The sequence below is a fragment of the Caviibacter abscessus genome (genome assembly GCF_001517835.1).
In the GTDB taxonomy this organism is placed as follows: Bacteria; Fusobacteriota; Fusobacteriia; order Fusobacteriales; family Leptotrichiaceae; genus Caviibacter; species Caviibacter abscessus.
Genome location: NZ_LOQG01000002.1, coordinates 20,159 through 33,061 on the forward strand (window position 1 = coordinate 20,159; position 12,903 = coordinate 33,061).

The following is a 12,903-nucleotide window of genomic DNA, read 5'->3' on the forward strand; positions in this document are numbered from 1 at the left end:
ACTACAACTCTCCCATTACAATTTGATTATAATTTATATCAATATCCAAGTAATCATTAATATATTTTTCATATTTTCTTAATAACGGATAAAAATTAATTACTTGTATATCTTTATTTTGTATATATTCATTATTAAAATCTTTTAATTTTTTTGATTCTAATATTTTTTTATCAAAAATACCAAGCTCTATCATCATTCTTCTTAAAAATATAACTAAAATATATGAAACAAAATTTTCTTTTTTTATTTCTTTGGTATCCAAATCATTAACATAATTTAATATTTCAATTAATTTAATATATATTCCACTTTCAACTATATTATATTCTGTTATTTTATTTATAACATAGATGGCATATAAAGAAATTTCTAGCTTTTCTATAGTTTTATATATATTTTTATTTAAATTTTTCATTGAATAATCTTTTATTACATAATCATTATTTCTATGTTGTAATGTTATATTTACATTGCTTATTGGATTTAAACTCATTTTTTCTCTTTTATTTGATGCTCTAACTCCATAAATTATTGCGTTTATCTTACCATGATTTTTTGTAAGCATAGTAATTACAACATTTGATTCATTTACATTAATTTTTTTTAATATTATTGCTTCATCTTCTAATATTTCCATACAAATTCAGTATTTCCATTATCACTTTTAACTGTTATTTTTTCAGGCATTTTATCTTTATTATATTTAAATTCAACTTCATAACCTTTACCAACTATTTTTTGAACATTGTTATCAGATACAAAAAATTGTTTATTATTTATTACTACATTTTTATTTTCTTTTATACTTCTTATTTCTTTCAATATAAATATTATATCCGAATCTACACTTGTTAATGTTTGTTCCACTGTTTGATCAAGTAATTTATAATATATGTATTTTTTATTTCCAAAGTAAGTATAAATTTCACCTTTATTTAAATCAGGCTTTAATACTTCCAATGTTATTTTATCCTGTGTATATTTTATTTTATATTCTTTAACTTTATTTTTAGTTGTTTCCGTTATAACAGCATTAAAATTTTTATTCACAAATCCTATTGAAAATACATTAATTTGAAAAAGAAGCATTGCAAGTATAATTTTTGTTTTCATTTTATATCTCTTCCTTTTTAATAAGTAATACTACTTTTATTTTATTCACATTATATGTAGGTCTAAAAACTAATTCCTTTGTTCTTGAAAAATAACCTTTATCTATTACTTTAAAACTTCCTATATTTAAATTTGCAGGTAAAATGTCACTAATCCCTGATGTTTTAATATCAAATATAAGGGCTTCATTATTATCTATATCATTATTATAATTTCTTACAGAAAATGTTCCATTTCCATTTCCCCTTATAATTGCCACATCTTTATCATTTAATATAACACTAATTTTTGATTGTGCATTCGTAATAAGCTTAACTTCTGAGTACTCTTCGCTTACATTAGAAATTACCCCTATAAAGTTCCCTAAATACATTACAGCCTGATTTAGTTTTATTCCATCTTTGCTACCTTTTGATAAGTATATAACATCATCATTTAGCGTTTCAACTAATTTTATTTCCGCTGTTATTGTATTATAATTTTCCTTTTCTTTTAAATCTAACGTTCTTCTAAAATTTTCATTTTCAATTTTTAGATTTTCAAGTTTTGAAAGTTCTAATTTTTGTTTATTAATGGTTTCAACTAATTTTTTATTATCATCAATATATTTATCAAGTGAAGAAATAAGTAAAATCTTATCTCTAAATTTTATTGTCTTGTCATATATATTTGATTTATAATCAACCATTTTATAATTTAATTTTACAACTTGATTTTTCAAAAATGTAAATCCATTAGAAATCGGCTTTTTTATAAAAAAAATCAAAATAACAACTATTAATATTTTTATAATTTTAGCTATTCTCTTTCTCTTGCTATTTCTATTCATACTCCCTACTTTCATATCATGTAAATCATTATAATTATATCATAATAAACTATCTTAATCAAATTTTATATAAACCATTGACTTTATGATTTCAAATATGTTAATATTATTCGTAATACCGAAGTGGTCCGCTGCATTATATATGATATGAACACTTTATAATGAAGGGAGTGTATATTTTTGAAAGAGAAGTTAATTGAAATAGTTGAAAAAGATTATTTTAAAACAGAAATACCTCAATTTAAAGCTGGAGATACTATTGCTGTTCACTACAAAGTAAAAGAAGGAAACAAAGAAAGAATCCAAGTTTTTGAAGGTATTGTAATAAGAATCTCTGGAGCTACAATAGCTAGAAATTTCACTGTAAGAAAAGTTTCTTCTGGTATAGGAGTTGAAAGAATAATTCCTATGAATTCTCCTTTAATTGACAAAATTGAAGTTAAGAGAATTGGTAAAGTAAGAAGATCTAAACTTTACTACTTAAGAGAATTATCAGGAAAAGCAGCTCGTATTAAGGAAATTAGAAAATAAAAAATAATAAAATTAAACAAAATGATAAAAGTCCAGTATTTCTGGACTTTTTCTATATACTAATATTTTAAAATTATCAGTATTTTTAGTTAAAAAAATAGCTAATATACTTCTATTGGTAACTTAATGGTAACACACTGGCAACATAATGGTAACAAATACATTCCAAATGTATAATTGTTTAAAATACTGTTTTATAGTACTTTAAAACTGCTTTTCAAAAAATATATTCTAATTTATTTTCTACCAATAATCATTATCTTTATATCTTGTTTCTAGCCATTCTTTATGCTCTTTTTCTACTTTTTTTTCTGCTTTTTTCTTTTTTCTTTTTTTTAAGTTTGATATAACTATTTTTTTTATGATAATAAATATGTATACTGGAATCATACATAACAACGGCTTTCCTATATCTACTCCATATTTTATGGAATATATTACACTTCCTATAATGGCGACGTCATCGATTAAAAATATTACTAGTAAAAAATATGCTGTCCAAATTGTCCAAAACATAGCTTATCCACCTACCACTCTATACATTATATAGACTGGTAAAAAGCACCATAAAACAGCACTTTAAAACTCTTCTAAGAAAAAAATAAGGAGCTGTTGCAAACATAAAAAATTCAAGTGAATTTTTTTATGTTAAAATGCTTTACCTCATCAAAAAAACTCGTAATCATACTATTGGATTGCGAGTTTCTTCTTTTAATAATATTTTTTGCACAAAAAAACTAGAGCATACATCATTTCTTACGCTTCTTCTTTTAATTTATGCAGTATTATCCCATATCTATTCCTATTTATCTTTTGCATATGTATTTTTAAATTATAGCCCATTAATAGAAAATATATTTCTCTTTCTACATTCTCTTTTCCTCTAACTTTTAACCTTCTTAACTTTAAACTCTCCTTTATTATTCCAAATGCTCCCTCTACCTGATTCTTTCTTTTTGAATCCTTTACATATATTAATTCTATACCATCTTTTCTTTTAAGAGTATTATTAAAACTATAATATATTAAATTTTCAGTTCTATTTAAATCATTTTTAAATTTTTTACTCTTACTCTTTTCATACAATACAGGCTTTATATATGACACCATATTATTATTATCAATATATTCATAATTTTCAAAACTCTCATAACCTGAATCTGCTACTATATTATTTAATTTAACATTATTTGATTTTAAATGTTTTAAAAAGGGTATTAGTGTTTTAACATCTGTTGGATTACTAAATACTTTACAACCAACTATTATCTCACTACTTACTCCTATTTGTAAATTATACCCAGGTTTTAATTGACCATTTCTCATAAAGGTTGCATCTTTATCTGTTTTAGAATAACTGTTTCTTTCTCCACATGTTTTTAAATATTTATCATATTCTATACTCTTTTCTATGAACTGTTTTGACTTTTCTAATATTTTTTGTTCTATTGTTTTTTTATGTCCTTTTCCAAAAACTTGTTTAATATTTTTACTTGATAAAAAAGATAATATTCCATTAAGTGATTTAAAATTTTTTGAGTAATAACTGTTTGTATAACTTATTAAATTATTAATTTTATTACTTAATTTAGTATAATTTTTAATTACTGCTTTCTTCCAAACAAAACTATATCTATTAGCATATGTTTCTATTTTAGTTCCATCAATGTAGATAGTATTTGTTGATATACCATTTCTTCTAATTAATTCATTAGTAAACTTAATGAAAATATCTTCTATAATATTACTGCATTTTTTGTTGTATGGTCTGGAGCTTTACAGTCATCAAGAAAATACATATATTTAATATTTTCTTTACAAAGTCTTTCAATTTCTCTAGTAGAAGTAATTTTATTAGAAAAAGCATAGATGATAACAGAGAGAAGCTTAACAGGATGAACTTTAGTTTTGTAGTGAAATACATTATTTAAAGAACTTAAATCTAACGCCTCCAAAATATTTTTAAGTTGCACTACAGGATCATTGTTAGGGATTTCAAAACGTATCAAAATTGGAAAGTTTAGGTTGAATTATTTCAAAATTTAGTTTAAAATGAGATACGTTTTTCATGGGTACATTATACCATAAAAGCCTTGATTTCACTAGGTTTTGTTGGGATTTTGTGCCTTTTTTTGTAAAAAAAAGGAAGCTTAAATTTTTGCTTCATTTTGGGGACTCACTTTGCAACAACTCCCAAATAAATACTAATTTTTATAATGTATAAACCCTTTTACTGCTTTTTGTACAATACTGTACCCACTAGCATTAAAGTCTACCGAAAGGATAAAAAACGGTAATGCATTTTTCGCTAGCCATCTGATATTTCTGACCCCTCAGTTGGACACAGGGATAGGTATGCACGACCCATTAGCTCATTTCTAAAATTAGAAATACAACCGTTTATTATATAATTCAAGACTAAATATATCCAAATTGTCCTTGTTCTTTCATTCACTCTATATAATGTGGCTATCTCCCCTTTTCATTCTCATCTTTAATATTAGGTTTTTTATCTTTTGAATCTATTATTCCATCCATATCAGTGTCATAACTATACGGATTTGTCCCAAGTATAAGCTCTTCTCTGTTTGGTAAACCGTCTCCATCAAAATTTTTATTTAATTCCTGATTTTTTTCATATGCTAATTCTATTTCAATTCTTCTTTCTAATTTTTCAATTAATTCATCCATTTTTTGAATAACTTCTTTTAAGAATATAGAATTTTCATTTTCTCCTGAAATTTCAATCTTGTTATTTTTAGAAATAGCTTCTCTAATTTTAGTTAATCTTTCAACTGCAACATTTAATATTAGCAACTCTTTTTCTAAACTAAATTCTTCTTTATTTTTATTAAAAATTGTTGAAAATATTTCTCCTTTCTCTTCTAAATCTGCATTTTCAAAACTTCTATTCATTAAATAACATCTCCTTTCTCTTATTTTTAAATATTGTTGTTTTTAATTTCAGTTTCTCTTTTTCATCCTCATTTAAATCATAAAAACCTAAAATAATCCCCAAAAGTAAATCTGTGTTTTCCTCTTGTATTGCAGCAAACTCAAATAAAGTTCCTAATGTTATTAAATGATGTGTTCTTTACTTTCTACTTATTGCAACAAATTTACTTCCTTTTAGTTTTTTATATTCTAGTAATAATTTCTCTAATTTCTTCATAAGTTATAAATTTCTTTCTACTTTTTATATATTTTTTATTTCTACAAAAAAATATTTTACTTATTATTTAATCTGAAAATTTAAAAAAAGTATTGCTTATTTTTAAAAATAAGTATATAATAAAAGCACAAGAATATCTTGTTAAACATAAAAAAATTTGAATGACATAAATGACATATTAAAAGAGAGATTGCAGTCTCTCCTTTTTTTATTTTGTGGTATAATACAAGAGTCCATTCCTGAAAGGGGGGTGTAATTATGTCATTCAAATGGATAATTATCATAATTTTAATTCTGCTTTTATTAGCATTTCCAATAATTTCATATTAAAATTATAAGCAAAAAAGGGCAGCTGCAACTGTCCTTTTTTGTTAGTTATAAAAATATTATTATACATGATTTAAAATTTCTTGTTTGTTTTAAATGCAATTCTAACAAATTGGTAACAGCATACAACCAAAAATATTTAATATCTACAACAAATTTATAATATTAAAATATGATAATATTTTTTAAAATTACCTAATAAACTGCATTATTTTACAAAATTTAATGAAAAGCTGTACTTTATAAGGATTTTGTAATATACCAAATAAATTTTCAAGTCTTAAAGAAATTAGAAAATAAAAAATAATAAAATCAAACAAAATGATAAAAGTCCAGTATTTCTGGACTTTTTCTATATTATCAGTATTTTTAATAAAAAAATAACTAAAATACTTCTATTAGCAATTTAAAATTTAACAAAAAATCAAATAAAAGATTTATCTTATTGTTCCATATTGATCTGATTTTTTGCATGCTGCCATTATAATTTGAATTAAAACAATTAATCCTTCTATACTAAAAATTAAAAATCCTATTCCAATTACTGATAATAAAGAACCTAATATTGTAAAAATAATAAACAATATCCCTTGTAATGGTTTTCCAGCTATAAAGCTATGAATTCCAAATAAACCTAAAAAAATCCAGCTAAAATATAACCTAATTTGCTGTATCTTTTTTCTTCCATACTAAATCTCTCCTTTTTTGTTAAATAATATAACCCCCCCCCCCAGAAAAAGTCAAGTGAAAAGGGTTATATCATTCATTAATTTCTATAAAAAAATATAATTATCGTAGGTATAATACCATATTCTTCATCAAAATTTATTTGTTTAAATTCATCTAAAACAAATTCACCATATCTAAAATTCTATTTTCAGATTTTTTACTTCTTTTTTATTTTATCTTAAATCTTTACTCAGCTCTCTTTTTTCAATTGACTCTTCATATATTATTATAATCTTCAAATTCTTCTAATCTGATCATAGCTATGAAGAATGCTCCTACAAGTGTTATTATAATTGTTATAATTTCATTAATTATAGGAAATGTTACTAACGGTACTGGTGTTAATAAAATATTTTTAAAAACTGAATATTTTTCTAAATTCATTCCATACCCAAAAAATGATAAATTTGACATCGCTAGTCCAAGTGTACATCTAACTAAAACTAATGATACTAAATAATTAAATAATGTAGAAAGTAACATAATTTTATTATGCAACAATTTTAAACATTTATAATATATTACTAGAATACTTATATTTAAAGTTAATAATATTAAATAAAAACCAATATTTGATAAATATTGAATAGGTAAAATTTTATAAATAGTTCTATAAGATAGTATAAATAAAAAAACAAAATCTCCCCATTTTATAAATAACTTACCAAAATAAAATTGTAATATAAATCCAAATACTAAAGCATAAATAATTATAAAAAAAAATACAACTATTACCATTTTTCACTCCTAATTTTCATTTTTATATAATTATAAAATACTCTATAAAAAATTGAACTAGATTAATCTAGCCCTTATTTTATGAAATTTTTTAATATTTTTTGAATTATTGGAATACAAACTCCTATAATAATAATTAAACAATAACCTACAAATAATGATGTTTTTTTAAATAAAATTACAGATAAAATTATTCCAAATATAACTACTAAACTTATTACTATATTTTTCATTTATGTTTTTCACTAACCTCTTCAATTATATAATCAAAAACTCCTGCAACTACTCCTATTATAGTATCTTACCAGTTTGTATAAGATTTTAGTGTTAAAAGAATATTATTCCTTAATAAAATTCCCTAGTTTCCGATCATTGAAGGAATTTTTTGTTTTTCTTAATATGTTTCTTATGAAAACCAGAAATAAATAATAATGTTAATAACATTAAATTTTTTTTAGTTTTTAACATAATATTTTTTCCTTAAAGAATTTATTAAAGTAATATTATAGCTTTATTTTTTATAAAGTCAATAACATTAAAATTAAAGATAGTTGGTATTAATAAGTAGAAAACATCATTTTTTCACCGTTTTTTTTATAAATCATCATTCTATATAATGTATAGAGTGAAACAATTTTCTACAAATAATAATTATCTTTATATTTTATTTCTAACCATGAATCAAAAAAAATGATTTAAGTCCACTATTTATTAGTTTTTTGTATATAAAAATCTTCAGTGATAACAAATATAGAGTGACTAAAATAATATATATATACTCTATAATTTTTTAAATATTATTGCTTTTCAAATTTACTATTTCATTTTATAAACCACCTAAACTTTTTATCAAAGGTTTAAAAAATACATGTGGCATAAAATCTAATTATTTGGACTTACAACAAATATAATTGAAAATTAATTATTGATTTTTTTTCGTATTCACGTTGACATTTAACATGCCATATCATAAAATTTTTGATGAAAAAATAGAAAATAGGAGGATATATTTTATGAGAAAATTATCAATTTTAGTAATGTTTTTTGCAATATTTAATTCTTTCGCTTTTCAAACAGAAATTGTTTTAAAAGCCGGTATTGATATTTTTAGAGAAGATTTTTTAAAGACATCTAACAATCACAATGGTATATCTTCTGGAGGATTTGTAGTTGGTGCAGAAGTTTTACCAATAAGTTTACTAGATGATGCCATTAGAATAGGTTTGGGATCAGAATACAACTTTGGGTACACAGATTATGCTTTTAAGAAACATGGAGATGGTAATGGTAAAGAAATGTTTGTACCTGTATATTTAACGTTAAAAGCTTCATTTAGACCTGGAGACAAAACAAAATCAGTGTATGGATTCACAAGATTAGGTTATGGATATGGTAATGAAATACAGAATGACAATACTTTTAAAAATCATACACATGGTCTTTATTTTGGAGCAGGAGCAGGTTTTGAAGTTTATAAATTCATATCTGAAATAGTTATTGGTGGTAAATATGCCCCTAAAACTAATAATAGTTCTAATAATGGACATGAACTAACATCAAAAGTAGGTTTGAGATTAGGATATATAATAGGTGGAGATTTTGTAGAAGAAATCAAGCCTCAAATTTCGTATAAAGAAAATAAAAATTAAATATAAAACAAAGGGAAGTTACAAATTTTGCTAACTTCCCAATTTTTTAAAATGCTGGTACTATTTCTTTGTTGTATTTTTTATTTATATAATTTTTAACCTTTTCAGATTGTAATGCGCTCATTAATTTTTTTATTTTTTCACTATTTTCTTGACCTTTTAATACTGCCACTATATTTGCATATGGTGAATCTTTACCTTCAACATAAATAGCTTTTTCTTTTTCAATTTTGCTAGCAAGTGCAATATTTGTATTTATAACTGCAATATCAACTTCAGAAATTCTTGGACCTATTTGTTCAGCATTTAATGTTGTTATTGATAAATTCTTTTTATTTTCTGCTATATCTTCAACATTTGAATCTAATTTTTTATTATCCTTTAATGTAATAAGACCTGCATTTTCTAATAATATAAGTGCTCTCCCACGGTTTGTAGGATCATTGGGAATTAATACTTGTGCTCCTTGAGCTAATTCATCTATACTTTTTAATTTATCAGAATATATTTTTAACGGTTCCAAATGTATAGCTCCTGCACTTACAAGATCAATGTTATTTTCTTTTCCAAAAGATTCCATATAAGGTACATGTTGAAAAAAATTAGCATCTAAACTTTTTTCTTTTAATGCTAAATTAGGTTGTACATAATCATTAAATTCAACTATTTCTAAATTAATTCCTTGAGCTTTCAAATCATCTTTTACAAGTTCTACCAATTCTTTATGAGGAACCGGTGATACACCAATAACTAATTTGTTTTCAGAATTTTTAGCACCACACGATACTAAAATAACAGTAGCAAAAAATGTTAATAAACCCTTAAAAATTTTTTTCATATTATTTACCTCTCTTATTTTTAATATTTTTTACGATTTTAGAACCTGAAAATTGTATAATCTGTACTAATATTATAATTATTAATGTTGATTTATACATTATCTCTTTATTTCCTCTTTGATAACCTTCAATAATTGCAAGATTTCCAAGACCTCCTCCTCCAATAACACCTGCTATTGCTGTATATGCAATAAGTGAAATTAAAGTTAAAGTAAGACCATTTATAATACTTGGCATAGCTTCAGGAATTAATATTTTAAATACAATATCTTTTGGAGTTGCACCAATAGAAATACCCATTTCAATAAGACCATTATCTACTTCATTTAAAGAACTTTCAATTATTCTTGCTATAAAAGGAGCTGTTGCTATTGATAATGGGATTATAAATGCAGTTGTACCATATGATTTACCTACAATTAATCTTGATAGTGGTATAAGTAAAACTATTAGAATTATAAATGGAATAGATCTGGTTAAATTAATAATTAATATGTCTATTATTTTATAATACACCTTATTTTCCTTAAGACCATGTTTTTTTGTTAAAACTAAAGATATTCCTATAGGTATACCTATAATGCTTGCAAAAAACATTGATACAAACATCATATACAATGTTTCAAATAAAGATTTAACCATATAAAACCTCCACTTCTATCATATTTTGTTTAAACCATGATACAATTTCATCAGTATTTTCTGCTTCAAATTGAACTTTTAAATAACCTACTTTTTCACCTTTAGATAAAGTGTAAATATTTCCACCAAGTATATTAATATTTATTCCAAAAAGCTTAGATGCTTCTGTTATATATGACTTATTAGCATCTGTTCCTAAAAAATGTAATATCCAAGTTTTTTGTATATCATTTTCCTCAGTTAATGAACCTATTAAACTTCTTGTAAATTCATGCTTTGGCTTTAAAAATATATCTTTTGTTTCTCCGCTTTCTATAATTTCACCATTTTTTAAAACGGCAATTTTATCACACATTTTCTTTATAACTTCCATTTGATGTGTTATTAAAATTATAGTAATGCCTAATTCCTTATTTATTTTTTTTAATAAATCCAAAATATTTGAAGCAATTATAGGGTCAAGAGATGATGTAGACTCATCTGATAAAATTATAGATGGATTGGTAATTAACGCTCTTGCAATTGCAACTCTTTGCTTTTGACCACCACTTAATTTATTTATATAACTATCTTTTTTATCATATAGTTCAACTAATTTTAAAACTTCCTCCACTTTTTTATAATCTACTTCCCTGGAAAGTTCTAAAGGTAATAAAACATTTTGCATAACTGTTCTTGAAGATAATAAATTAAAGTGTTGAAATATCATTGATGTTTTTTTTCTGTAATTTATAATCTCAGCATTACTAAATTTTAATATATCTTGACCATTTACTAAGATTTTACCACTGTCAGGAATTTCAAGTCTATTAATCATTCTAATTAAAGTAGATTTCCCTGCACCAGATAATCCAACTATACCAAAAATTTCACCTTTTTTTATGTGTAAATTGATATCTTTTAGTACTTCTTTATTTTCATATGATTTTTTTAAGTTTAATATTTCTATCATAAAAAATCCTTTCTATAAATAAAAATCAGGCTATGTGTGCCTGATTGTTTTTTATACAATTACAATGGCACACGCAAATTAGCTCGTACCATCTAGCTTTGATACAAGCTTCATTTACATATGCATCATTAGTGTAATTGCAAATTTCATATTAATACCTCGTTTTTATTTCAATTAATTCATTTTACAGTATAATAAAATTTTTTTCAAGTAATTTTAATATAATCCTAAAACAATTTCAAATAGTCCATTTTATCTTTATTAAAATTTGTCATAGTAAGACCAACTAAACGTATATCATCTATTTTATCAATTTCATTTAATATTTCCAGTGCTAAACTATATATATTTATGTTTTCATCTAATGGATTATCATATGTTTTAGATTTTGTGATTGTTTTAAAATTTGTATATTTTATTTTCACAACTAATGTCTTAGGATACAGTTTATATTTCAATATTTTATTATGCAATATATCTGAAATTTCTTTAATATCTTCTAAAATTTCTATTTCTCCGGCTGCATATTGATAATACGTTTTTTCCTTACCTATTGATGTTTTCTCGTATCTATTTTCAAAACTTTCATATATATACGAAGATTTTCCTCTTATTAAATCATAAATTTCATTTCCTCTATTTACACCTAATATTTCAATAAGTTCATTTTTAGATTTATCTAATAAATCGTTAGTTGTATAAATATTTAATCTAGCAAGTAACTCAATAGTTTTTTTTCCTATTCCAGGAAAAATGCTTAATTTTTTATTAGAAATATACTCAATAAACTCATCAATCGTATCAAAAACATACATACCGTTTGGTTTATTTATCTCAGTTGCCATTTTTGCCATAACTTTTGTTTCACCAACACCTGCCGATAAATTTAATCCAAATTTTTCTTTTATAATCTTCTTAAATGAAAGAATAAAACAAATTATCTCATTTTTCATTTCTTTATTTGTATTTAAATGTTTCTTACTAAATCTTTCATATAATACATCAGATATATCAATAAATCCTTCATCACAAGAAATAAAAGTAGATTTTGGAAAATATTTTTTTATATATCCCTGTATTTTATGTCCCTCTTCAAAATAATAATGAGTTCTTGAATTAACAACAATTAATTTAGGACATAATTTTTTAGCATCAGATATAAGCATAGTAGATTTTATCCCATATTTTCTAGCCTCATAACTACAAGTTGTAACAATACTCCTACCTATAGCTATTGGCTTATTTCTTAAATTTTCATTATCTCTTTGTTCTATAGATGCAAAAAAAGCGTCCATATCATAATGCAACCAATATTTTCTCACAATATTTTCACATACCTTTATAAAATAAAAAAACTATAAAAAAAATGGCGTCCTCGG

General features: G+C 23.5%; 14 protein-coding genes and 1 pseudogene. 2 read left to right on the plus strand and 13 right to left on the minus strand.

What is annotated here, in order from left to right:
* Position 1: 1 nt before the first annotated feature.
* The 3 genes from recO to mreC are packed head-to-tail and all read right to left on the minus strand — an operon-like array spanning position 2 to position 1,945.
* Complete coding sequence (gene recO / locus AWT63_RS01550) at positions 2 to 640, minus strand: DNA repair protein RecO (protein ID WP_068267928.1); 639 nt, start codon at positions 638 to 640, stop codon at positions 2 to 4.
* Positions 628 to 1,116, minus strand: a complete 489-nt coding sequence (locus tag AWT63_RS01555) for a hypothetical protein (protein WP_068267929.1) — start codon at positions 1,114 to 1,116, stop codon at positions 628 to 630. The genes recO and AWT63_RS01555 overlap by 13 nt, the downstream gene beginning before the upstream one ends.
* Before the next feature lies 1 nt (position 1,117).
* The gene (gene mreC, locus AWT63_RS01560; RefSeq protein ID WP_068267930.1) at positions 1,118 to 1,945 is read right to left on the minus strand and encodes a rod shape-determining protein MreC; all 828 of its coding nucleotides are present in this window, start codon (positions 1,943 to 1,945) and stop codon (positions 1,118 to 1,120) included.
* 180 nt (positions 1,946 to 2,125) lie between these two features.
* Here mreC and rplS point away from each other — a divergent pair, with 180 nt between their 5' ends.
* On the plus strand, positions 2,126 to 2,476 hold the full coding sequence (gene rplS / locus AWT63_RS01565; protein ID WP_068267931.1) for a 50S ribosomal protein L19: 351 nt from the start codon (positions 2,126 to 2,128) through the stop codon (positions 2,474 to 2,476).
* Positions 2,477 to 2,719: 243 nt separating this feature from the next.
* On the opposite strand, the gene AWT63_RS01570 is transcribed toward rplS, so the two are convergent.
* The 6 genes and pseudogenes from AWT63_RS01570 to AWT63_RS06220 form a co-directional block, all read right to left on the minus strand.
* Entirely contained in the window at positions 2,720 to 2,992 is a 273-nt protein-coding gene (locus tag AWT63_RS01570) for a hypothetical protein (protein WP_068267932.1), read from the minus strand.
* A gap of 240 nt (positions 2,993 to 3,232) precedes the next feature.
* Positions 3,233 to 4,488, minus strand: a pseudogene (locus AWT63_RS06080) (transposase).
* A gap of 457 nt (positions 4,489 to 4,945) precedes the next feature.
* Positions 4,946 to 5,392: a thrombospondin type 3 repeat-containing protein gene (locus AWT63_RS01580; RefSeq protein WP_068267934.1), complete on the minus strand. Its 447-nt coding sequence runs from the start codon at positions 5,390 to 5,392 to the stop codon at positions 4,946 to 4,948.
* Positions 5,393 to 6,412: 1,020 nt separating this feature from the next.
* Complete coding sequence (locus tag AWT63_RS06560; RefSeq protein ID WP_407921932.1) at positions 6,413 to 6,649, minus strand: NINE protein; 237 nt, start codon at positions 6,647 to 6,649, stop codon at positions 6,413 to 6,415.
* 271 nt (positions 6,650 to 6,920) lie between these two features.
* Positions 6,921 to 7,442 carry a hypothetical protein gene (locus tag AWT63_RS01585; RefSeq protein ID WP_068267935.1) on the minus strand — a complete coding sequence of 174 codons (522 nt, stop codon included), beginning with the start codon at positions 7,440 to 7,442 and terminating at the stop codon, positions 6,921 to 6,923.
* Positions 7,443 to 7,516: 74 nt separating this feature from the next.
* The gene (locus tag AWT63_RS06220) at positions 7,517 to 7,675 is read right to left on the minus strand and encodes a hypothetical protein (RefSeq protein WP_156414482.1); all 159 of its coding nucleotides are present in this window, start codon (positions 7,673 to 7,675) and stop codon (positions 7,517 to 7,519) included.
* A 780-nt stretch (positions 7,676 to 8,455) separates the two neighbouring features.
* On the opposite strand from AWT63_RS06220, the gene AWT63_RS01590 reads away from it, so the two are divergent.
* Complete coding sequence (locus AWT63_RS01590) at positions 8,456 to 9,091, plus strand: hypothetical protein (RefSeq protein ID WP_068267936.1); 636 nt, start codon at positions 8,456 to 8,458, stop codon at positions 9,089 to 9,091.
* A gap of 46 nt (positions 9,092 to 9,137) precedes the next feature.
* Here AWT63_RS01590 and AWT63_RS01595 read toward each other — a convergent pair whose 3' ends face one another.
* The 4 genes from AWT63_RS01595 to AWT63_RS01610 all read right to left on the minus strand — a co-directional run bounded on the left by AWT63_RS01595 (position 9,138) and on the right by AWT63_RS01610 (position 12,819).
* On the minus strand, positions 9,138 to 9,929 hold the full coding sequence (locus AWT63_RS01595) for a MetQ/NlpA family ABC transporter substrate-binding protein (RefSeq protein ID WP_068267937.1): 792 nt from the start codon (positions 9,927 to 9,929) through the stop codon (positions 9,138 to 9,140).
* A gap of 1 nt (position 9,930) precedes the next feature.
* Positions 9,931 to 10,572 carry a methionine ABC transporter permease gene (locus AWT63_RS01600; RefSeq protein WP_068267938.1) on the minus strand — a complete coding sequence of 214 codons (642 nt, stop codon included), beginning with the start codon at positions 10,570 to 10,572 and terminating at the stop codon, positions 9,931 to 9,933.
* Positions 10,565 to 11,524, minus strand: coding sequence for a methionine ABC transporter ATP-binding protein (locus AWT63_RS01605; protein ID WP_068267939.1), 960 nt, complete (start codon positions 11,522 to 11,524; stop codon positions 10,565 to 10,567). The genes AWT63_RS01600 and AWT63_RS01605 overlap by 8 nt, the downstream gene beginning before the upstream one ends.
* Positions 11,525 to 11,751: 227 nt before the next feature.
* Positions 11,752 to 12,819 carry a Y-family DNA polymerase gene (locus AWT63_RS01610; RefSeq protein ID WP_068267940.1) on the minus strand — a complete coding sequence of 356 codons (1,068 nt, stop codon included), beginning with the start codon at positions 12,817 to 12,819 and terminating at the stop codon, positions 11,752 to 11,754.
* Between the last annotated feature and the right edge of the window lie 84 nt (positions 12,820 to 12,903).